This window comes from Bradyrhizobium sp. F1.4.3, assembly GCF_040548375.1.
Classification (GTDB): Bacteria; Pseudomonadota; Alphaproteobacteria; order Rhizobiales; family Xanthobacteraceae; genus Bradyrhizobium.
In genome coordinates, this window is the sequence record NZ_JBEPRN010000020.1 from 104,249 (window position 1) to 124,761 (window position 20,513).

Consider the following 20,513-nt stretch of genomic DNA (forward strand, 5'->3'; position numbering starts at 1 on the left):
AAAACAACCCCATGCAAAGTAGAACTGCCGGGCGGGGTGGCGACGCCTAACCCACGCGACGGACTGGCCTTCCGCCGGCCGGAGCGCCACCGCCTGATTCCGCTCCGATTCATACTTCCCTAACCCTCACTGGTAACGGGGTCTTGTCGGTTTTGCTGCATCTTGCATCCCACGGGAGGGCTGGATGGGCACATCAATTCGATGGACCGCGCGCATGCGCGCGCTGCTTCGCCGTTGGCGGGGAGCACCGCTGACGTGGCTGATCGTCGGCGGCTTCGTGCTGATGGCCGCAACCGCTGTTGGCACCGGGCTCACTGTCGATCGCTTCCGCCAGAACGCCATCGAAAGTGGTCGCGACAGCCTTGAGAGCGCGGTGCGGCTGCTCGCCCGTCATTTCGACCGTGAGTTCGCGGACTTCGCGGTGCTGCAGAAGAGCGTCATCGCGGAACTCGAAAGCCATGGCATCGAATCCGCGGACCTGTTCCGCAGCGAGATGGGCACGCTCGCCATGCACGAGGTGCTGCGCGCGAAGGCCAGCGGCTGGTCCGACGTCGCCGGCGCCAATGTGTTCGATTCCAGGGGCATGCTGATCAACTCGTCGCGGCGCTGGCCGGTCGCCGAGATCTCTGTCGCCGACCGCGGCTATTTCAACCGGCTCAAGAACGATCCGATTTCGCAGGAAGAGATCGAGGTCGTGCCCGGCCGGTTCGGCAACGGTCCGGCGATCGTGCTCGCACGGCGCGTATCCGGCCCGCATGGCGAATTCCTCGGAATGGTCTCGCGCGCGATCTCACCGGACCAGCTCGAATCGTTCTTCGCCTCGACGGGATTGGGCGAGGACTCCTCGATCGCCATGCACCACCAGAACGGCCAGCTGCTCGCGCGCATCCCCCATGTCGATGACATGATCGGGCAGAATTACCGCACCGGTTCGCCCGAACAGAAAGCCGTGTTCGAACGCACCTTCGTCACGACCCAGCTCGCGAGCCCGATCGACGGCAAGGACCGCATCGTCGCCTCGCGCCTCCTGACCGGCGAGCCGCTGGTCATCGTCGCAACCAAATCGCTGGACGCGACGCTCGCAACCTGGCGCACGCAAACGAAATTCTTCGTCACGGTGGCCGTGCTGTCCATCGGCCTGCTCGTGCTCACACTGTTCCTGATCTTCCGCCAGGTGACGCGCAGGCTCTCGGCGGAGAAACAGCGGCTCGACACCGCGATGAACACCATGACGCAGGGCCTCCTGATGTTCGATCAGGACGAACGGCTCATCGTCTGCAACCGCCGCTACATCGAGATGTACCGGCTGTCGACCGGCGTGGTGAAGCCCGGCGCCCATTTCCGCGACGTGATCCAGCACCGCGCCGACACCGGCTCATTCGAGGGCGACGTCGACGCCTATTGCGACGGCATTTTGAGCAGTGTCGGGCTGACGCAGAGCGCCATCGTGGAGACTGCCGACGGCCGCCTGATCGAAATCAAGAACCAGCCCGGCACGGCCGGCGGCTGGCTCGCCACCCATGACGACGTCACCGAACGCATCCGCGCCGACGAGCGCATCGCGCATATGGCGCATTACGACGCGCTCACCGACCTGCCCAACCGCGTGCTGATGCGCGGGCACCTCGAGCGCCGCGTGGCGGAGCTCAGCCAGGGCAATCCGTTCGCGATCCTCTATATCGATGTCGACGAGTTCAAGGGCGTCAACGACTCGCTCGGCCACGAGGTCGGCGACGAACTGTTGCGCCAGGTCGCGAACCGCCTGCGCGCCTGCGTCAGCGGCAACGATCTCGTCGCGCGGCTTGGCGGCGACGAGTTCGCGATCGTCAAGGCTGCTACCTGCGACCAGGCCGAGCTGACCGAGCTCGCCGAGCAGATCCTTAAGACGCTGCGCACGCCGGTGGACTGCAAGGGCCAGGAGATTTCGACCGATGCCAGCATCGGCATCGCGGTCGCGCCCGATCACGGCGACAATCTCGACGATTTGCTCAAGCGCGCCGATCTCGCGATGTACGCGGCGAAATCCGAGGGCCGCGGCACCTTCCGCATCTTCGTGCCCGAATACGACGCCAAGGCCAGGCTGCGCCGCCAGCTCGAGCTCGACCTGCGGCAGGCGCTCGCCCGCGGCGAGTTCGAGGTGCATTACCAGCCGCTGGTCGATCTTGCGGCCAATGTCGTCACCGGCTGCGAGGCGCTGCTGCGGTGGCACCATCCGGAGCGCGGCATGGTCTCGCCCGTGGACTTCATTCCGGTCGCGGAAGAGACCGGCCTGATCGGCGAGATCGGCGAATGGGTGCTGAAGCAGGCCTGCACCGAAGCTGCCAGCTGGCCAGGCGATATCCACATCGCGGTCAACGTCTCTCCGGTGCAGTTCCGCTCCAAGACGCTGGCACTGAAGGTCGCCGCCGCGCTCGCGGAATCGGGCCTGGCGCCCGGACGGCTCGAGCTCGAGATCACCGAAACGGTGCTGATCCGCGACGACGAGGAGGCGCTGACGATCCTCCAGCAGCTGCGTGAGCTCGGCGTGCGCATCGCGCTCGACGATTTCGGCACCGGCTATTCGTCGCTGAGCTATCTGCACCGCTTCCCCTTCGACAAGATCAAGATCGACCGCAGCTTCATCAGCGACATCGGCGAGCCCGAGGATTCCTCCCCGATCGTCCAGGCGGTGGTGCACATGGCTGCGGCCCGCCACATGGCGACGACGGCGGAAGGCGTCGAGACCGAGGCGCAGCGCGACGTGCTGCGGCAACTCGGATGCAGCCAGATGCAGGGCTGGCTGTTCAGCCCAGCCGTGCCGGCGGCGAAGCTGAAACTGTTGTTGTCGGCGCAGGCGGTGGCAGCTTAGCGCGCGTTCGCAAATCCCCGGCCCTTCATCAGCGATATTGCTTTCATCGGGGCTGCCGAGCCGCGTTTACGCAAGACGTTCCGCCTTGAACGAAAATCGTCGTGGATTGGGAGTCATCCATCTGCACGGCCAGCAACCCGGCGGGAGCACGATCCTCTCTCAGGCACCGGTCGAAGCCGTGAACGGGACGGTGATGAAGGTAGATCATATTATGTCGTGTACCGGACACAACGGGAGGCGCTTGGTTCCTTCGGATGATGCAGTTCCGGATCCTTCAGCACGCTGTGTCGTCACATCGCCCTGGTCTTGAACTCCAACAAATAGATGTCAGCGCCGGTAGCATCCTGGACCTTCATGCTCCACTGATCTCCCGGCTTGAGCTTGCCGTTGAGGTCGCGGAGCAGTTCTCCGCATGCCGTTGTGGCTTCGACCCAGGCGGCTTCCCGGTCGGGAAGTTCCAACCCGTCGTTCTGGACCTCCATGTTTCGATCATCGGCGACGACAAAGAAGAATCGCGACATCTTTCCCTCTTGAGTCCGGTTCCGGACATTAAATATTTCATTCGCCCTAGTATTACGCCGGAATCGGGCGCCTAGTTAACAACGCTCGTGGAATTCAGCTCCTGGCATGTGTCGGAAATCGTACCGACGAACAGCCGGTTTGTAGCCTACCTAGAAATTCCCGTGGAGGCGTCAACTCGGAACGCCGCGTCAATCCCTGCGGAAGACGGCCCAGACCGACCGGGCGGGATACCCAATGCCGACCGCTCCGCTCGCCAACTCCCTGCTGGCCAGTCTGCCGCGGGCCGAGTTTGACCAGCTTCGGCCGCAGATGACAGTGACATCCCTGGCGCAAGGCAAGGTACTTGCCGAGGTCGGCGACGAAATCGACCAGGTCTATTTTCCCTTCGGCGGAATGATCTCACTCCGCATCATCATGAAAAATGGCAAAGCCATTGAGACATCGACGATTGGCAAGGACGGAGCGTTTGGCGCTGCCGCGACGTTCGGCCTGTACAAGTCGCAGGTTCGGGCGATCATTCAAATCTCGATGACCGCAGCCCTCATTCCCGCTGCGACCATGAGGCGGCACGGCGAGACCAGCAAAGCTCTTCAGTTAATGTGCATGCGGTTCAACGAGAACTTGCTTGCTCAGGCCCGCGTTACGGCCGCCTGCAATGCCCTGCATTTGATCGAGGAGCGATTTTGCAGGTGGCTGTTGCAGACAAGCTCGGTGACGCAAAGCACGACCATTCAGCTCACCCAGGAATTCCTGTCTGAAATGCTCGGCGTCCGCCGGACGTCAGTCACCGAGGTCGCACAAAAACTGCAAGAGGCCGGGCTCATCAATTGCTCGCGCGGGGTCATCAACATCCTCGACCGCGATGCATTGAAAGCACGGTCCTGCGAGTGCTTTGAGACACTTCGCGAGCAGAACGCTATCTAGCCATGTCCGTTCCGATGGAATCGGAACGGGCTACAAGTTCCTGTTTTGACGCGTTTTCTTGACGCGAACCGGATCCGCCTCGCTCGAAGACGCTCTAGTCGAACAGCCTGTTGATCGAGACCTGCCCCTCGAACGCGCGTGCCTTTTCCAGAAGCTCCTGCTTCTCCTTCCCCTGAAGAAGCTTTGCTTTGGCGCGATATTCTTCCGCAGTTTTCCTGAGACGCTCATCGAGCGAAAGCGTCTGCTTGAATCGTCTTCGCTTTGCAGTCATCGGCAACTCGTTTGGTTGCGCGATTTTAGTCCTGACACGGGACCCCTCAAGTCAGAATTTTTAAGCCCTTATGTCGGCTTCCGGACCGACGGGATTTTCACGGCTTGTTAGTTTTTTATCTTTGCCGGCGAGCGGCCATGTCTTCTCCGACAATGCTTTCATTGATCGCGATCGAACGGCCGCGTTGTGGGAGATGCCAGACGCGAATGGATCTGCTGAGCGCATCTCCCAAACCCGACAATTCCGAAAAGCGCATCTTTGGATGCCCGAAGTGTCGTTTCATGGAGACCAAGTTGATCGCCGATCCGCTGATCTCAAACGACATCAGGCGCCTGACAAGCTGCCTTCAGCCTCCGTCGTGACATCAAGGCCGATCGAGGAACCACGCCATGGCGGATAAGAGCGACACCGACAAGAGCAAGAATATCGTCATAACCGGCGCGGGCGTCGGAGCTCTCTCGATGGTTGTCGACCTCACCGACGAAGCGGAGGCACTAAGGCTAGCAAAGCGGATCGCTGATCAGACAGGGCGCACGGTGTCGGTCCGGGACGCGCGAGGAGCGATGCTTGGAGAAATCCCGGGAGCTAAAAGGAACTAGGAGACTTGGCTGGAGACTTGGCTCCAGCGCCGGACTTGCCTGGATGCGCAGATCTTATTTCGACCTTGAGCTAGAAGCCGCTCTTCTCGCGCAGCGGCTGAAGCTCGTCGTCCTTGTCATGTGTCCCGGCTCGGTCTTGTGCGCGGTCCGGGCTCGTTGCTTATCGCTGGGGTGATCCTTTTCGTCGAGCGTAATGCCTTGGCTCTTGTCTCGCATCTTGGCCTCCTGGCAGGAGCTATCGATAGGAACGCTCGACGCGTGCACCGTGTTTCCCGCACAAGCGCAAGGAAAGACGCCAAGGAAAGACGCCATGGAGATTTTCTATTTTATCGGAGCGTTCGTGCTCCTCGTCACACTGATCTATGGGACGCTGAACTGGCATTACCGGGACAGCCGCCGGGACCGGATGACGGATCAGCTTGTCCGGGACCGGTACGAGCACAACCGAACCTGATGGCAGCCTGAGCAGGCGCCAGAACGCGCGGTCATCCAGCGACGTGCAGGAGCTGGCCCGCGCGTTCGCTTATGCCGCCATCTTGCGACAGGATTCGGCGCAGGCCTCGCAGACGGCGACACATTCGTCCATGTCACCGATCCGCTTGCAGTCCCTGGCGCACTCCACACAGATCTCCGCGCACTCCTTGCAAGTGTGCTTGTGATGCGGCGTGTTGATCAACATGATGTGGGCCGAGGTCCGACACATCTCCGCGCATGCCATCATCAGGCGGAAGTGGGCGGGTTCGACATGCTTGCCGCCCATCTCCAGGCAGTGGTTCATCGCCATCGAGAGGCAGGTCTTGTAGCAGGACAAGCATGTCTCGATGCAGCGCGTCATCTCCGCGGTCATGACGCACGCCTACGCGGCGTGTTTCTTGCGGGTACGGGCGGCCTTCCTGGCTGAAGCGGAGCGCTCTGCCGCGCGCCTGTGCGCCGATGCTTCGCCGCCGAGCTTCCCACCCTTGCGGGATGGAGCGTGATCCTCCTCTGTGCCTCGTCCGGAGCCGCTTTTCTTGCCGCCGTGTGTTTCCTTGTTCACGGTCGCCCAGCCGCGGCGCTCGGCTTCGTCTTCGGAAACGCCACGCTTCTCGTAGCCATCCTCGATGTGCTCAGCCATCCGCTTTTGCTTGTCGCTGTAGCTCGATTCGTCTCCACGGGGCATCGGAAACCTCCATTTCTGTTTCCTGTGAACCGGGCTATCTCGCCATCGTTCCAAGTGCTGGCGCGGCGAAGAGCCGCCGAGGCGAATTCGGAACCGATTCGCCTCGGGCAGCCGCTCTCTCCCTCCGTTGAAATTCATCCATGAGAGCAAGCCGACATCGTTCCTCGCACCTTGTATTCCAGCGAGGGTTCAATATCTCATCGGGATGACGAATCTCACACCCGTCCAGGACCAGGCTATCCAGGCGCTCATGGCCGGCGTCGTTGGCGCCGAGACGTTCGATCGACTGTTCGCGGGCATCCGCTTCGACAAGATCGATGGCACGATGCTCTACGCCTTCGCCAAGGACGAGGAGATCGCGTCCGATATCGAGGACGGCTATTCGCTCTACATCGCGTCTGTCGCGGCGCGGGTCTTGAAGCGGCAGGTCGATATCGTCGTCGTGATGCCGAAGGTGCTGCTGCAATAGGGTTCACCGTCCGGGATGATGTGGCCCACCGCGCACCTCGCGCGGGCATGGTAAGTTACACTTGGCGGACTGCGCTTCGCGCAGCCGCGGGGCTAACCCACCCTACGGACCTCATCGGCAATCAACGAGAGCGACGTGACCTCGCGATAAAACCACGCTACCCTCTTGGGACAAGAACAAGAGGAAGCGCCAATCGTGTACGACTTCATTATCGTGGGCGGCGGCTCGGCGGGGTCCGTGCTGGCCCACCGGCTCTCCGCAAGGAGTGCCAACAAGGTCCTGCTCTGCGAAGCCGGACAAGATACACCACCCGGCAACGAGCCGGCCGAGATCAGGGACAGCTATCCAGGCACGGCCTATTTCGATCCGCGCTTCCACTGGACCGAACTCAAGGTCACGACCCAAATCGTCAGCCACAACAATCCGACCGAGGGACGTCCTCCCTTACGCAAATACGAGCAGGCGCGCGTGCTCGGCGGCGGGTCGTCGATCAACGGCCAGATGGCCAACCGCGGCGCACCAACCGACTACGATGAATGGGAAGCGCGCGGCGCCGAGGGGTGGAGTTGGAACGAAGTGCTCCCTTATTTCAAGAAGGTCGAGCGCGACCTCGATTTCGACGGGCCGTTCCACGGCAAGGATGGCCGGATCCCGGTCCGCCGAATCCCGCGGGAGCACTGGACACGGCATTCGCAGGCGTTCGCCGAGGCCTTCCAGCAAGCCGGCCATCCATTCGTACCGGACCAGAACGGCGAGTTCGTCGATGGCTATTTCCCGGTGACGCACTCCAATCAGGCCGAGCAACGCGTCTCGGCCGCGATGGGCTATCTCGATCGCGACACGCGCAAGCGCGCCAACCTGACGATCTCGACCAACACGCAAGTTCAGGAACTGCTGTTCGAAGGCACGCGTTGCGTCGGCGTGAAGGCAATGGTCGACGGACGCGAGCAGGAATTCCGTGGCCGCGAGATCATTCTCTCCAGCGGCGCCATCCATTCGCCGGCGCATCTCTTGCGCGCCGGCATCGGCCCGGTCGGTCACCTCAAGGACTTGGGGATTCCGGTCCTGATGGGACTGCAAGGCGTCGGTCAGCGCCTGATGGATCATCCCTCGATTTCGCTATCGTCCTTTGTCCGCCGCGGCGCGCGCATGAACGAGCATACCAGGCGCCACATGCAGCTTGGCCTGCGCTATTCGTCCGGGCTGGAAGGCGTGCCGAAGGGCGACATGTTCGTCGTCGTGCTCAGCAAATCGGCATGGCACGCGGTCGGCGCGCAAATCGGCTCGCTGCTGACTTTCGTAAACAAGACCTATTCCGAGACCGGCCAGATCAAACTTGCTTCGCGCGATCCCGCAGCCGAACCGATCGTCGAGTTCAACCTTCTGTCGGATCGGCGCGACCTCGATCGCCTGATGAGCGGTTTCCGCAAGATGGCGGTCGCGCAAATGAGTGACTCCGTCAGAGCGGTGACAGACAAGCCGTTCCCGGCCTCCTATACCGACCGCGTGCGCAAGATCGGCGTCGTCAACACCAAGAATCGAATTCTGACCACGATCGCCGCGGCCTTGATGGACGGGCCGTCGGCGCTGCGCCACTACATGATCGATAATTTCGTGGTCGAAGGCTTTACCTTTGATGACGTGATGAACGACGACGAGGCGCTGGAGGCGTTTGTGCGGAAGGCGACCATCGGCGTGTGGCACGCCTCATGCTCATGCCGCATGGGCCGGGCCGACGATCCGATGGCGGTAGTGGACAACCAGGGCCGCGTCAAAGGCGTCCAGGGCCTGCGGGTCGTCGACGCCTCGATCTTCCCGGTGGTGCCATGCGCCAACACCAATTTTCCGGTGCTGATGTCGGCGGAAAAAATCGCTGCTGCGATGCAGTGAGCCGCAGCGATTTCCCGGCTATTGCGTGGGCGTCACGAGCCCCCCGGACGAGGTCCGGAAACGGAGGCGAATCCAACCCGGACCTCAGACTTGGCCGTGAAGGCGACGCAGCGGTCGGCAATTTGACATCCAGGGAGGGACGAAAGTTCACATCTGGCGCTTTGCGGCGTGCATTTCCACGAACTCGGCATCCGGATGCGTGACGATGGTGGCGAACATGATGCCGCTGATGATGATCGACCAGGCGGTGTCCCAATAAATCCAAAACACTTGACCAGCCTCCGTTTGGCGTCCTCCGCCCGCGAGACCGGGGTAACGGCGGGACGTGGCTGCCGTTCCCGACCGATCATGCGGCCGGGGCCTGGCGCCACGAATGTGCAGGCGAAGCGCAGCGCTATTTATAGTCTGTCGGCGAGACCTTGCGATCGGTTTAACCGGTGTGGCGCTTTGCCACGACATCTTCGTCCCGCGGGCCGTCTGCTGTGAACGAGTTCATAGGGTCGTCGCCGTTTGCAGTGCACGATGGCACGCGCGCTGCGGCGCATCGAACTTTCGACGGACGGATTTGGCCTGATGGGCAAACGACTTGTCGCCTGGACCATCCTGACCTCGGCGCTGCTGGCGGTCGCCGTGTGGACCGTGCTTGGGCCACCCGAGCATCCGGCCGGCCGGCATTTGCCCTCTCGCGACCTGACCGCGGCGGTGCGCTAGCGATCGCAACCGATACAATTTCAGCATCGATCGATCCCCATTGGAATTTGGTACGACGGGACGCCTCCCGCTATCCTCCGCCACAAAACGACAATGCCGTACCGGCTCAAGGAGGACGCCCATGTTCAGACCGACACCCCGCATCGCATCCAGCGCGCCACGCGCTGCGATCGCCACCATTCTCTTCGCTTTTCTTGCCCTCGTTTCCGGAGCCCGCCCCGGCATGGCCGAAACCTTCGCCTATGTCGGCAACGCCGACTCTAACGACATCAGCGTGTTCAGGATGGCCGAGAGCGGCGAGATGACACCGGTGCAGACCGCCGCCTTCACGGGCGTTGAGAAGCCGGGATCCTCGACGCCGCTCGCGATCACGCCCGACCACCGTGTGCTGATCGCCGGCGTCCGCTCGCAGCCGTTCGTTGCGGTCAGCTTTGCGATCGACCCCAAGACGGGCCAGCTCAGCCATATCGGCAACGGACCGCTCGCCGACAGCATGGCCAACATCGCAACCGATCGCGGCGGAAAATTCCTGTTCAGCGCCTCCTACGGCGGCAACAAGGTCGCGCTGAATCCGCTTTCTGCCAACGGCGTCGTCGGCGAGTCGAAGCAGGTAATCCCGACCGGGCCGAACGCACACGCCTTCCTGCCCTCGCCGGACAACCGCTTCGTGTTTGCGACCAATCTCGGCTCCGACCAGGTGCTGAGCTTTGCGTTCGATGCCACGACCGGCGCGCTGACGCCGAACGATCCGCCGGTGATGAAGGTGCCGGAGAAATCAGGGCCGCGACACTTCGTGTTCCACCCCAACGGCAAGTTCGTCTATCTCATCCACGAGCTGAACGGCGATGTCGCGGCGTTCACCTATGAAGCCAAGCGCGGCGCGTGGAGCGAGATCCAGCGCGCCACCGCGCTGCCGGAGGGCTTCAACGGAAAACCCTGGGCCGCCGACATCCACATCACCCCGGACGGCCGTTTCCTCTACGCCTCCGAGCGCACCACCAACACGCTCACCGCCTACAAGGTCGATGGGACAAGCGGCAAGCTGACCACGATCGGCAGCGTGCCGACCGAGAAACAGCCGCGCGGATTCAACATCGATCCGACCGGGCACTACCTCGCTGCCGTCGGCGAGATGTCCGACGGCATGACGGTCTATGCGATCGACCAGACCAGCGGCGCGCTCAGCAAGCTGAAATCCTATCCCACCGGCAAGCGGCCGAATTGGGTGGAGTTTTTGAGCCTGCCGTGAGGGGGCCCCTCTTACCCTCCCCTGGAGGGGGAGGGTCGATCGCGCGGAGCACGAGCGGGGTGGGGTGATCTCTCCACTCGGGCACCGCCTCAATGGATAGACTGTCACCCCACCCCGCTTCGCATTTCACTTTGCTCATGCGAAGCGACCCTCCCCCCCAGGGGAGGGTAAGGGGCGGCGAACCTCGACTCCATTTCCGCGACTAATTCAGCGGGCGGCATCGCACCGCCTGCGGCATCTTCAGTCCCGTCCCGCCCATGGCCGACTGCTGCCGCTTCTGCTAACGATTGAGGCCTTGCGGCCAACCGGAATGACCTATGCGTCCATTGCCTGCGCGTTGCTTTTCCCAGAGCCTCGTTGCCCTCGCCGGACTGTTGCTGCTGTCCCAGCCCACGCTTGCCGCCGATGACGATGCCCCCAAGGGGCCGGCGGTCACGGTGCTGAAGGCGGCCAAGTCCTGCTTCTCCGACATCGTCGAAGCCACCGGCTCGATCATCGCGCGCGAGGAGACCTCCGTGCGGCCCGAACGTCCGGGGCTGAAGGTGACGGAGGTGCTGGCGGAAGCCGGCGATACCACCACGGCCGGCCAGGTAATGGCGCGGCTGGCGCTGCCCGAAGGCGGCACGCTTCAGGTCACGGCACCCGTGGCTGGCATCATCGCCACGTCGACCGCACAGATCGGCGGGCTCGCCTCGGCCAAGGGCGAGGCGCTGTTCACGATCGTGGCGCGCAGCGAATACGACCTCGTCGGCCTGGTGGCGACCAACGATGTCAGGAAGCTCGCGGTCAATCAGCCTGCGACAGTGCGCATCGCCGGCATCGGCGATATCGACGGCAAGGTGCGCCGCATCGGTCCGACCGTCGAGCCCAACATCCAGCAGGGCATCGTCTATATCGGCATCTCGTCGCAGCGCAGGCTGCTGCTCAACGCGAGTGGGCGCGCGCTGATCAAGACCGGGCAGAGCTGCAACGTCGCGGTGCCGCTGACCTCGGTGCAATATTCAACCGCCGGCACCGTGGTGCAGGTGATCCGCCGCAACCGCGTCGAGACCAAGCGCGTCGAGATCGGATTGATGTCGGGCGGCAATATCGAGGTCCGCGACGGCCTCAACGAAGGCGACATCGTCGTCGCCCGCGCCGGCGCGCTGCTGCGCGAAGGCGATCCCGTGCGCCCGGTGATGGCAAGCGCGGAAGCGGCGAAGTAGGGCTGCTTGTGTCCCGGACGCGCTGCAGCGTTCCTGGCGATGCGAAGCATCCGTCCAGTACGCTGCTGCGCAGAGCCGGGACCCACAATGCCACTGAGCATGAGGCTAAAAAACTGGGCCCCGGCTCAGCGTCGCATCATTGCATGATGCGCCGCGTCCGGGGCACGAGAACTCGTGAGATCTAAGAAAAACTAGCCGCCGGCTTCGTTGAGGTTGACGTCTTCGAGCAGCGACGAGGAGACGGCCGGGACCTGGTCGCCTTCGGAGGCGCGGGAGACGGCGACGCGGGTCTTGTTGAAGACGCTTTCGACGCTGCCCTGTGCATTGAGGTTGTTGAGGAGCTCGCTGACTAGCGTGCTGTGCTCGCCCTTGCCGTCGTCGGCGACCTTGCCGGGCGAGGCGGAAGAGAGGATCAGCGCATTGTCGGGCGTGCCGATCGGCGCGAGGCCATGCGAATAGGAGCGGAAACGGCGCTCATAGGGATTGCGGCGGGAGGCGTCGACCACGACGAGCTTGGCCTTGGCGCCCTGCTCCTTCATCATGTCGAGCACTCCCTCGATGGAGACGCCCTGGCGGCGAACGTCGCTCTCCTTCCAGATCACGGCATCGACCGGCAGCATGTAGCTCTCGCGGCCGGCCTGCACGCCGTAGCCGCCGAAGAACAGCATGACCACGGTGTCGCGCTTGATGCGGGACTTCAGGCGGCTGACGGCGCGGACCATGTCGTCCTTGCTCGCGTCTTCGACCATGTCGACGTCAAAGCCGTTCTTGCGGAGCGTCGAGGACAGCGCGCGGGCGTCGTTGATCGACTGCGTCAGCGGCGCGCTGGCGTCGGGATAATGACCATTGCCGATGACGAGGGCGAGACGCGAGGCATGATCGGTCGAGCCGGTGACCTGGTCGGTCGAGACGGCCTTGGCGGCATCGAGCGCGCGCATGTTGAGGGCAGCGTGGGCGCCGATCGCCAGCGAGACCGTGCCGATGAGGGCTGCGGCCACCGCAATCGTGCGTCGGGAAATGTCGAGCTGCCGTACATTCATCTCGCTGCATTCCTGTCATTGCCAAAGACCAGCCAAGCGCGCGCACATGTTCAGTAGCGCGATAGCGGCTTTGGGTTTGAGGATTGGCCGGGGAAGTGCCCCGGAATTGCGCGCAATTTGCGGCGCCGCAACAAACAAACCCTTAACCGGATATCGCCTCCGCGGCAATAGATCGCTCTAAATTTGAACTAAGTGGCTGAATGTGTTGGTTAATTCCTCGAGCCTGTTTTCTGTATTTTTCGATCCCCGTAGCCTTCCGGAGCCTGAGAATGCAGCCTTCGTGCCGAGTTTTTCCGTGACCAACATCACATTTTTATTTGCTGCGAATCCGGGTAGCCTTTTCAAAGACTTGCAGGGGGTGGCGCGCAGCTGGGAGCGCGCCGGCCAACCCCCGGGCAAGGCCCCGCGACCAGGTATTTCATGAGCTTTCATTATTTCGCAGGTGCCGCCTGCCGGGCGCTGACGGCGCGGAAGGACGGTCCCTCACTTTATGACGTCTGCGATCCCGTATTGTCTGTTACAGCCGGCGGCGATCCGCATCTGGCGAAATTCTACAAGACCGCACTCGGCAATCCCGCATTGCGGGTGCTGCTCCGCCGCGCAGGCCTGCCCGAGCTGCGCGACGCGGCGAAACTGACCCGGCTGCGCGAGGCGCTGGTGCGCGCCCGCGACGATGCCGGGCCCGACTGGGCGGCGGTCGGCCAGCCGATTGCCGATCTCGTCGACAGCATCGCGCTCGATCACCCCAAGCCTCCGGCCGTGCCCTTCGCAGGCTCCATGCCACAGCAGGCGCAGATCGACGGCGTGATCCGCGACTGCGCGCAGCATCTGTTGCGCGCGTACCGCCACAACGGCTTCCTGCCGACCTATGCCGCCTTCAACCTGATCGGCGATCCCGATTTTCGCGGCCGTGAGCTGATCATGGCGCTGACCGGCCTGAACGCGCGCGGCTACAAGAATTCCTCGCTGCTGTTCAACCTCGCCCGCGTCTTCATTGCGCGCTCGCCGGCACGCGCCGTCATCAATCCGGCCTGGAAAGGCATTGCCGAGCCGATGTGGGAGCCGGTGCAGATCCGCCACCGCTCGGCCTATTACGACGCGTTCTTCATCGAGGCGCTGCTCGGCTATGTCGAGACCGGGCTCGCCTCGCCCACCGAGGTGACGGCGGCACAGCGCGCGGTCGCCGACATGGTCGACTTCTGCGTCAATGTCAGCCGCGAGCAGGTCGAGGGCACCGACGGCGCACGGTTTGACGTCATCACCGCGCTGGCGCCGGCACCGCATCCGCGGTTTTCCCGCTTCTTTGCCCGGATCAAGCAGGATCTCGGCTTCGGCGTCTATGTGCCCGACTGCGACACCACCGCGTGCTCGATCTCCGCGGCAACGCAGGCGGGCTGCACGGATCCCATCCTCGACCAGCCGCTGCTGGATTTCTACGCCGGCTACCAGGTGCACGCGGGCGTCAACGAGCCGCGCGTGACGGTGCCGATCAACGACAGCATCGACTACGAAGGCGGGGTTGCGACCTGGATCGACAACCTCAAGGGCGAGCGCCCCTATGGCAACGATCTCGATCCGACGCTCAATCTCGACATTCTCGAGGTGAGCTTTCGCAACCTGGCGCGCTGGAAGATTTTGGAGACGCCGGCGCGGCTTGCGACGGTCCATCGCATCATCGGCTTCCAGAAGCGGCTGGCTGCAAGCGGCGCCTTCGCCAATCCGCGCTCGCACATCTATTATCTGCCTGAGCTCTACAGCGCCTATTTCGGCCGCTGCTATGCAGCCTTCCTGGCGCTGCCGCTGGCGGCGCAGGCCGCGATCGATCCCGACGGCGATTTCGACTTCATCCGCCACCGCGTGCTCGCCTACGTCAAGGGCGAGCTGATAGCCGCGGAGATGAACGTGTTCGACGCCGCGCTGGCGCTGATCGCGCTCGCTCATCTCGGCGCCGACCCCCGCGCCTTTGCGCCGGCGCTGAACGTCATCATCGCCCAGCTCGGCGAGGGCGGCCGCCGCGGCCCGTTCCGGGCCTATGAATGGAACAAGATGAAGACACCGACGCGGATCCTGGTCGGGGGGCCCGAGGTGACGTCGGCCTTCGTGCTGATGGGGCTGGCGGTGGCCAGAAAGGCGATGGCGGGGCGGGGGTGAGATGGTCTCGTGCCCCGGACGCAGCGCAGCGCTTCTTCAGCGGTGCGCTGCTGAGCCGGGGGCCCATGCCACCAAGACCTGCACTTGCGGCTTTCTGGGTCCCAGCCCAGCGCAGCGGCGTCACACGCCGCACCGCGTCCCGGACACGAAAATCAGACGAAATGACGGGAAGTTGAGAGCCTATCTGTTAGGCGGATGCTGGCCGGGCGGCCCAAAGCCGACCACAATTGCGGGGCTTATCCAGATTTTCCTTAAACCGCGGACCGGCATGTTGCGAAAGTTCCTGATTGCGCTGTCTTTGCTCGCCTTATGTTTGCCCGGCTTGCCGTCGCAGGCGCAGGCCGCCGACATCACCGGCACCGCAAAGGTCCGCGACGGCGATTCCGTCCTGATCGGCAATACGCGGGTCCGGCTCGGCGGCATCGACGCGCCACAGGTCGACCAACTCTGCCTCAACACAAAAAGCGAACGCTGGACTTGCGGCGCCGCGGCGCGCGACGAGCTCGCCAAATACACCGAGGGCAAGAGCTGGGTCTGCCATGCCCGCTCGATCGACCGCCGCGGCCGTACCGTGGCGCGCTGCGAGGTCGGCGGCGAGGACATCCAGAAATGGCTGGTGCGCAGCGGCTGGGCGCTGGCTTACACCCGCGTCTCCCACGATTATGATTCCGACGAAGCCGCCGCGCGTGAGGCGAAAGCCGGGATGTGGCAGGGCGCCTTCATTGCGCCCTGGGACTGGCGCGTGCGCAACAAGAAGACGACGATATTGGGCGCCACCAGGCCGCCGGAGGGGGCGCATGCGGTGCTGCTCGCCTCAGCCTCGGGGCCGGTCGCGCCGTCGCCGGACTGCACCATCAAGGGCAACGTCAACACCGCGGGCGAATGCATCTATCACACCCCGACCAGCCGCTGGTACACCCAGATCAAGATGAAAATCAGCAAGGGCACCCGTTGGTTCTGCTCGGTCGAGGAGGCGGAAGCCGCCGGCTGCCGCGAGACGAAGCGATAGGAGCCTCAGACCTGCGTTTTACGCGCTTTTCTTGGGTCCCGGCGCCGCGTAAAACGTAGCCCAGCGACCCACCAGCCTGTTCTCAAGCAACAAGGACCAACAGCAATGACCGTTCGCGCGGGCCGGGAATTTCTGGCCATCCCCGGACCCACCACGATGCCCGACGCGGTGCTGCAGGCCATGCATCGTCCGGCGATCGACATCTACTCCAAACAGATGACCGATCTGACCGAGAGCCTGCTCAGCGACATCTCGAAGTTGTTTGCGACCAAGGGCAAGTCCTACATCTACATCGCCAACGGCCACGGCGCCTGGGAAGCCGCGCTAAGCAATGTGCTGTCGCGCGGCGACAAGGTGCTGGTGCTGGAGAGCGGCCGCTTCGCGATCGGCTGGGGCCATGCTGCTTCGCTGATGGGCGCCGAGGTCGAGGTGCTCAAGGGCGACTGGCGCCGCGCGGTGCGGCCGCACGAGGTCGAGGAACGCCTGCGCCGCGACAAGGAGCACACGATCAAGGCGGTCGTCGTCGTCCAGGTCGATACGGCGTCCGGCGTGCAGAACGACATCGAGGCGATCGGCAAGGCGATCAAGGCGAGCGGCCATCCGGCGCTGTACATGGTCGACACCGTTGCCTCGCTCGGCTGCATGCCGTTTGAGATGGACAAATGGAATATCGACGTCGCGATGTCCGGCTCGCAGAAGGGCCTGATGACGCCCCCCGGCCTCGGCTTCGTCGCCGCCAACGCGCGCGCGCTCGAGGCGCAGAAGAAGGCGAATATGAGCACGCCCTATTGGAGCTGGAGCGAGCGCGAGGGCACCGAGCACTATCGCAAATATGCCGGCACCGCGCCGGTGCATCTCTTGTTCGCGCTGCGCCAGGCGATCGACCTCTTGCATGAAGAAGGCCTGGAAAACGCCTTCCGCCGACACAGCCTGCTTGGCGAAGCCACGCGACGCGCGGTTGGCGCATGGTCGGAAGGTCAGGTGCTCGGCTTCAACGTCGCAGAAGCGAGCGAACGCTCCAACACCGTGACCACCGTGACCATGAACAACGGCCATGATCCCGCGGCGCTGCAACGCTATTGCAAGGAGAAATGCGGCGTGGTGCTCGGCAACGGCATCGGCGACCTCACCGGCCAGGCCTTCCGCATCGCCCATATGGGCCATGTCAACGCGCCGATGCTGCTCGGCACGCTCGGCGTGATCGAGGTCGGCCTCAACGCGCTGAAGATCCCGCACGGCAAGGGTGGACTCGAGGCGGCGGTCGCGTATCTGGGTGAGCAAGTCGAGGCGTAGGCGTAGGCGCGCACCTAAAACTCAATCGTCGTCCCGGCGAAGGCCGGGACGACGGCGGAGTTTGTGGAGACTGCAGGGCCTCACAGCGGCAAGTGCCCTTCTTTAAATCCCCCACATTCGATCTGATATAGGGGACAGGACCCGCCCCTATCTCGAGGATCGATTTGCCCAACATCCCCAGCCAGACTCGCCCGCCCATCGCCCCTCGCCGGCCGCACGCCTTTACCCGGCACGGCATTACCGTCGCCGACGACTATGCCTGGCTGAAGGACGCGAAATGGCAGGAGGTGCTGCGCGATCCCGCGGTGCTCGATCCCGACATCCGCAAATATCTCGACGAGGAGAACGGCTACACCGAGAGCCTGCTCGGCCACACCGCAGCCCTCCAGAAGACGTTGGTGCGCGAGATGCGCGGGCGGATCAAGGAGGACGATTCCAGCGTGCCGTCGCCGGACGGGTCGTTCGCTTATTTCCGCAAATTCCGTGAAGGCGGGCAGCATGAATTGTTCGGCCGCATCCCGCGCGAGGGCGGCGACAGCGATATCGTGCTCGACGGCGATGCGCTCGCCAAGGACCATAAATATTTCAAGTTCGGCGGCAGCCGCCACTCGCCCGATCACAAGCTGCAAGCCTGGAGCGCCGACACCAAAGGCTCCGAATATTTCTCGATCCGTGTGCGCGACTGGGCGACCGGCAAGGACTTCGACCTCGTCGAGGAGACTGACGGCGGCATCGTCTGGAGCATGGACTGCAAAAGCTTCTTCTATGTGAAGCTCGACGACAATCACCGGCCGATGCAGGTGTGGCGGCACCGGCTCGGCACCAAGCAGGCCGACGACACCCTCGTCTATGAGGAGCAGGATTCCGGCTGGTTCACCCATCTGCACGAGAGCACCAGCGGTCGCTTCTGCGTGATCGCAGGCGGCGACCACGAGACCTCCGAGCAGCGGCTGATCGATCTCGCCAACCCGGATGCGCCGCCGCGGCTGGTCGCAGAGCGCAAGGAGGGCGTGCAATATTCGCTCGCCGACCGCGGCGATGAGCTCTTCATCCTCACCAATGCCGATGACGCCATCGACTTCAAGATCGTCACCGCGCCGCTTAGTTCACCCGAGCGCAAGAACTGGCGTGACCTGATCCCGTATCGTCCGGGCATCTACATCATCGACCTCGATCTCTATGCCGGCCATCTGGTGCGGCTGGAGCGCGCCAACGCGCTGCCGGCGATCGTGATCCGCGATCTCACCTCGAACGAGGAACACGCCATCGCGTTCGACGAAGCCGCCTATTCGCTCGACACGATGGGCTCCTACGAATTCGAGACGACGAATCTGCGCTTTGCCTATTCGTCGATGACGACACCGTCGGAGGTCTATGACTACGACATGGCGAAGCGGACACGCGTGCTTCGCAAGCGCCAGGAGATTCCGTCCGGCCACAACGCCGCCGACTACGTCACCACCCGCATCATGGCGAAAGCGCAGGACGGCGCCGAGGTGCCGGTATCGATCCTCTATCGCCGTGGATTGAAGCTCGATGGCGCGGCGCCGCTGCTGCTCTACGGCTACGGCTCCTACGGCATGGCGATGCCGGCCTCCTTCAATGCCAACCGGCTGTCGCTGGTCGACCGCGGCTTCGTCTACGCCATCGCCCATATCCGCGGCGGCGCCGACAAGGGCTGGGGCTGGTACCTCGACGGCAAGCGCGAGAAAAAGACGAATTCCTTCGACGATTTTGCGGCGAGTGCTCACGCGCTGATCGCTGCGAAATACACGAGTGCAAAGCGCATCGTCGGCCATGGCGGCTCGGCCGGCGGCATGCTGATGGGCGCAGTGGCCAACCGCGCCGGCGAGTTGTTCGCCGGCATCGTCGCGGAGGTGCCATTCGTCGACGTGCTTAACACCATGCTCGACGACACGCTGCCGCTGACGCCGCCGGAATGGCCGGAATGGGGCAACCCGATCGAGAGCGAGACGGATTTTCGTACCATCCTGTCCTACTCGCCCTACGACAATGTCGCCGCGAAGGACTATCCGGCGATTTTGGCGATGGGCGGGTTGACCGATCCGCGCGTCACCTACTGGGAGCCGGCCAAATGGATCGCGCGCCTGCGCGCCACCATGAGCGGCGGCGGCCCGGTCCTGCTCCGCACCAACATGGGCGCCGGCCATGGCGGCGCCTCGGGGCGATTCAACCGGCTCGATGAGGTCGCGATCGTGTATGCGTTCGCGCTGTGGGCGGCGGGGATGGCGGAGGCGGGGGTGTAAGCCACACTCTCCGCTGTCGTCCCGGCGAAGGCTGGGACCCATACCGCGTGATCTGTCGGTGGAGTGCGGTGCGCGTACCGCGGGAAGACTCCTTAACTGCGAGTCTTCGCCAAACTTCTCCGTGGGGTTGGGTCCCGGCCTTCGCCGGGACGACGGCGGAGAATGGGGCGCGGGTTAGACCCCAACTACCGCTTGTTCTTCTTCCGCCAGGCCGCGAAATCAGTCAGCGTCTGCGGATCCGTCGCAGGATAGAGACCAAAGATGCCGCGGCCCTTGCCAACTTCCTCGGTGACAAAATCCTCGAACGCGGTCATCTCGAAGGTTTCGTTGGCGATCTCATCGGCGAGGTGCGCGGGGATGACGATGACGCCGTCGCTATCGCCCAAAATGATATCGCCGGGAAACACCGGCGCATCGCCGCACCCGATCGGGACGTTGATCTCGATGGCCTGGTGCAGCGTCAGATTGGTCGGTGCGCTCGGGCGGTGATGGTAGGCGGGGATGCCGAGTTTTGCGATCTCGGCGGAATCGCGAAAGCCGCCGTCGGTGACGACGCCGGCGACGCCGCGCTTCATCAAGCGCGTCACCAGGATAGCGCCGGCCGAGGCCGCGCGCGCGTCCTTGCGGCTGTCCATCACCAGCACGCTGCCTGCCGGACAATCCTCGACCGCCTTGCGCTGCGGATGCGAGCGATCCTTGAACACATCGATGGTGTTGAGATCCTCGCGCGCCGGCATGTAGCGCAGCGTGAAGGCCTCGCCGACCATGGTCGGCTGGTCCGGGCCCAAGGGGTGCACATCCTGGATCATCTGGATACGCAGGCCGCGCTTGAACAAAGCGGTGGCGACAGTGGCGGTAGAGACGGATTTGAGCTTGGTGCGGGTGGCTTCGCTGAGTTTGGTCATG

The 20,513-nt window shown here is 63.6% G+C and carries 20 protein-coding genes; 13 read left to right on the plus strand and 7 right to left on the minus strand.

Going from position 1 to position 20,513, the window contains the following annotated elements:
* The first annotated feature begins 184 nt into the window (after positions 1 to 184).
* A complete protein-coding gene (locus tag ABIB73_RS32850; protein ID WP_354230957.1) occupies positions 185 to 2,848 on the plus strand; it encodes a bifunctional diguanylate cyclase/phosphodiesterase in 2,664 nt (887 codons plus the stop codon).
* Positions 2,849 to 3,138: 290 nt separating this feature from the next.
* On the opposite strand, the gene ABIB73_RS32855 is transcribed toward ABIB73_RS32850, so the two are convergent.
* Positions 3,139 to 3,369 (minus strand): DUF6894 family protein, encoded by a 231-nt coding sequence (locus ABIB73_RS32855; RefSeq protein ID WP_354230959.1) that lies wholly within the window; start codon positions 3,367 to 3,369, stop codon positions 3,139 to 3,141.
* A 235-nt stretch (positions 3,370 to 3,604) separates the two neighbouring features.
* Here ABIB73_RS32855 and ABIB73_RS32860 point away from each other — a divergent pair, with 235 nt between their 5' ends.
* A complete protein-coding gene (locus ABIB73_RS32860) occupies positions 3,605 to 4,294 on the plus strand; it encodes a Crp/Fnr family transcriptional regulator (RefSeq protein WP_354230961.1) in 690 nt (229 codons plus the stop codon).
* Between the two features lie 94 nt (positions 4,295 to 4,388).
* Here the strand turns inward: ABIB73_RS32860 and ABIB73_RS32865 are convergent, their stop codons facing one another.
* Positions 4,389 to 4,565, minus strand: a complete 177-nt coding sequence (locus ABIB73_RS32865) for a hypothetical protein (RefSeq protein WP_354230963.1) — start codon at positions 4,563 to 4,565, stop codon at positions 4,389 to 4,391.
* 389 nt (positions 4,566 to 4,954) lie between these two features.
* Between ABIB73_RS32865 and ABIB73_RS32870 the strand changes: the two genes are divergently transcribed.
* Positions 4,955 to 5,164: a hypothetical protein gene (locus tag ABIB73_RS32870; protein ID WP_354230965.1), complete on the plus strand. Its 210-nt coding sequence runs from the start codon at positions 4,955 to 4,957 to the stop codon at positions 5,162 to 5,164.
* A 310-nt stretch (positions 5,165 to 5,474) separates the two neighbouring features.
* Complete coding sequence (locus tag ABIB73_RS32875) at positions 5,475 to 5,618, plus strand: hypothetical protein (protein WP_354230967.1); 144 nt, start codon at positions 5,475 to 5,477, stop codon at positions 5,616 to 5,618.
* A 69-nt stretch (positions 5,619 to 5,687) separates the two neighbouring features.
* Here ABIB73_RS32875 and ABIB73_RS32880 read toward each other — a convergent pair whose 3' ends face one another.
* Together ABIB73_RS32880 and ABIB73_RS32885 are read right to left on the minus strand one after the other, a co-directional pair.
* A complete protein-coding gene (locus ABIB73_RS32880) occupies positions 5,688 to 6,011 on the minus strand; it encodes a four-helix bundle copper-binding protein (protein ID WP_354230969.1) in 324 nt (107 codons plus the stop codon).
* Between the two features lie 9 nt (positions 6,012 to 6,020).
* Entirely contained in the window at positions 6,021 to 6,323 is a 303-nt protein-coding gene (locus ABIB73_RS32885) for a plasmid stabilization protein (protein ID WP_354230971.1), read from the minus strand.
* A 205-nt stretch (positions 6,324 to 6,528) separates the two neighbouring features.
* On the opposite strand from ABIB73_RS32885, the gene ABIB73_RS32890 reads away from it, so the two are divergent.
* Positions 6,529 to 6,792, plus strand: coding sequence for a hypothetical protein (locus ABIB73_RS32890; RefSeq protein ID WP_354230973.1), 264 nt, complete (start codon positions 6,529 to 6,531; stop codon positions 6,790 to 6,792).
* Between the two features lie 195 nt (positions 6,793 to 6,987).
* The gene (locus ABIB73_RS32895) at positions 6,988 to 8,682 is read left to right on the plus strand and encodes a GMC family oxidoreductase (protein WP_354230974.1); all 1,695 of its coding nucleotides are present in this window, start codon (positions 6,988 to 6,990) and stop codon (positions 8,680 to 8,682) included.
* A gap of 147 nt (positions 8,683 to 8,829) precedes the next feature.
* Here ABIB73_RS32895 and ABIB73_RS32900 read toward each other — a convergent pair whose 3' ends face one another.
* A complete protein-coding gene (locus tag ABIB73_RS32900) occupies positions 8,830 to 8,952 on the minus strand; it encodes a hypothetical protein (protein ID WP_354230976.1) in 123 nt (40 codons plus the stop codon).
* A gap of 252 nt (positions 8,953 to 9,204) precedes the next feature.
* Here ABIB73_RS32900 and ABIB73_RS32905 point away from each other — a divergent pair, with 252 nt between their 5' ends.
* The 3 genes from ABIB73_RS32905 (at position 9,205) to ABIB73_RS32915 (ending at position 11,847) form a co-directional block, all read left to right on the plus strand.
* Positions 9,205 to 9,393: a hypothetical protein gene (locus tag ABIB73_RS32905; protein WP_354230978.1), complete on the plus strand. Its 189-nt coding sequence runs from the start codon at positions 9,205 to 9,207 to the stop codon at positions 9,391 to 9,393.
* A gap of 121 nt (positions 9,394 to 9,514) precedes the next feature.
* Positions 9,515 to 10,642 carry a lactonase family protein gene (locus tag ABIB73_RS32910; protein WP_354230979.1) on the plus strand — a complete coding sequence of 376 codons (1,128 nt, stop codon included), beginning with the start codon at positions 9,515 to 9,517 and terminating at the stop codon, positions 10,640 to 10,642.
* A gap of 317 nt (positions 10,643 to 10,959) precedes the next feature.
* Positions 10,960 to 11,847 carry an efflux RND transporter periplasmic adaptor subunit gene (locus tag ABIB73_RS32915; protein WP_354230981.1) on the plus strand — a complete coding sequence of 296 codons (888 nt, stop codon included), beginning with the start codon at positions 10,960 to 10,962 and terminating at the stop codon, positions 11,845 to 11,847.
* Between the two features lie 191 nt (positions 11,848 to 12,038).
* Here ABIB73_RS32915 and ABIB73_RS32920 read toward each other — a convergent pair whose 3' ends face one another.
* Complete coding sequence (locus ABIB73_RS32920; RefSeq protein ID WP_354230983.1) at positions 12,039 to 12,887, minus strand: caspase family protein; 849 nt, start codon at positions 12,885 to 12,887, stop codon at positions 12,039 to 12,041.
* 420 nt (positions 12,888 to 13,307) lie between these two features.
* On the opposite strand from ABIB73_RS32920, the gene ABIB73_RS32925 reads away from it, so the two are divergent.
* From ABIB73_RS32925 to ABIB73_RS32940, 4 genes are all read left to right on the plus strand, one after another.
* Positions 13,308 to 15,038, plus strand: a complete 1,731-nt coding sequence (locus tag ABIB73_RS32925; protein WP_354230985.1) for a hypothetical protein — start codon at positions 13,308 to 13,310, stop codon at positions 15,036 to 15,038.
* Between the two features lie 268 nt (positions 15,039 to 15,306).
* The gene (locus ABIB73_RS32930) at positions 15,307 to 16,047 is read left to right on the plus strand and encodes a thermonuclease family protein (RefSeq protein WP_354230987.1); all 741 of its coding nucleotides are present in this window, start codon (positions 15,307 to 15,309) and stop codon (positions 16,045 to 16,047) included.
* A 105-nt stretch (positions 16,048 to 16,152) separates the two neighbouring features.
* A complete protein-coding gene (locus ABIB73_RS32935; protein ID WP_354230989.1) occupies positions 16,153 to 17,340 on the plus strand; it encodes a pyridoxal-phosphate-dependent aminotransferase family protein in 1,188 nt (395 codons plus the stop codon).
* A gap of 164 nt (positions 17,341 to 17,504) precedes the next feature.
* Positions 17,505 to 19,607, plus strand: a complete 2,103-nt coding sequence (locus ABIB73_RS32940; protein ID WP_502918475.1) for a S9 family peptidase — start codon at positions 17,505 to 17,507, stop codon at positions 19,605 to 19,607.
* Positions 19,608 to 19,792: 185 nt separating this feature from the next.
* On the opposite strand, the gene ABIB73_RS32945 is transcribed toward ABIB73_RS32940, so the two are convergent.
* Complete coding sequence (locus tag ABIB73_RS32945; protein ID WP_354230991.1) at positions 19,793 to 20,512, minus strand: ribonuclease activity regulator RraA; 720 nt, start codon at positions 20,510 to 20,512, stop codon at positions 19,793 to 19,795.
* Between the last annotated feature and the right edge of the window lies 1 nt (position 20,513).

Bases quoted from the DNA above. Each gene is read 5' to 3' on its own strand.
- ABIB73_RS32920 (WP_354230983.1), bottom strand. From the start codon at position 12,887: ATGAATGTACGGCAGCTCGACATTTCCCGACGCACGATTGCGGTGGCC.
- ABIB73_RS32855 (WP_354230959.1), bottom strand. From the start codon at position 3,369: ATGTCGCGATTCTTCTTTGTCGTCGCCGATGATCGAAACATGGAGGTC.
- ABIB73_RS32925 (WP_354230985.1), top strand. From the start codon at position 13,308: ATGAGCTTTCATTATTTCGCAGGTGCCGCCTGCCGGGCGCTGACGGCG.
- ABIB73_RS32905 (WP_354230978.1), top strand. From the start codon at position 9,205: ATGGCACGCGCGCTGCGGCGCATCGAACTTTCGACGGACGGATTTGGC.
- ABIB73_RS32915 (WP_354230981.1), top strand. From the start codon at position 10,960: ATGCGTCCATTGCCTGCGCGTTGCTTTTCCCAGAGCCTCGTTGCCCTC.
- ABIB73_RS32870 (WP_354230965.1), top strand. From the start codon at position 4,955: ATGGCGGATAAGAGCGACACCGACAAGAGCAAGAATATCGTCATAACC.
- ABIB73_RS32860 (WP_354230961.1), top strand. From the start codon at position 3,605: ATGCCGACCGCTCCGCTCGCCAACTCCCTGCTGGCCAGTCTGCCGCGG.
- ABIB73_RS32880 (WP_354230969.1), bottom strand. From the start codon at position 6,011: ATGACCGCGGAGATGACGCGCTGCATCGAGACATGCTTGTCCTGCTAC.
- ABIB73_RS32945 (WP_354230991.1), bottom strand. From the start codon at position 20,512: ATGACCAAACTCAGCGAAGCCACCCGCACCAAGCTCAAATCCGTCTCT.
- ABIB73_RS32885 (WP_354230971.1), bottom strand. From the start codon at position 6,323: ATGCCCCGTGGAGACGAATCGAGCTACAGCGACAAGCAAAAGCGGATG.
- ABIB73_RS32930 (WP_354230987.1), top strand. From the start codon at position 15,307: ATGTTGCGAAAGTTCCTGATTGCGCTGTCTTTGCTCGCCTTATGTTTG.
- ABIB73_RS32910 (WP_354230979.1), top strand. From the start codon at position 9,515: ATGTTCAGACCGACACCCCGCATCGCATCCAGCGCGCCACGCGCTGCG.
- ABIB73_RS32935 (WP_354230989.1), top strand. From the start codon at position 16,153: ATGACCGTTCGCGCGGGCCGGGAATTTCTGGCCATCCCCGGACCCACC.
- ABIB73_RS32850 (WP_354230957.1), top strand. From the start codon at position 185: ATGGGCACATCAATTCGATGGACCGCGCGCATGCGCGCGCTGCTTCGC.
- ABIB73_RS32865 (WP_354230963.1), bottom strand. From the start codon at position 4,565: ATGACTGCAAAGCGAAGACGATTCAAGCAGACGCTTTCGCTCGATGAG.
- ABIB73_RS32875 (WP_354230967.1), top strand. From the start codon at position 5,475: ATGGAGATTTTCTATTTTATCGGAGCGTTCGTGCTCCTCGTCACACTG.
- ABIB73_RS32890 (WP_354230973.1), top strand. From the start codon at position 6,529: ATGACGAATCTCACACCCGTCCAGGACCAGGCTATCCAGGCGCTCATG.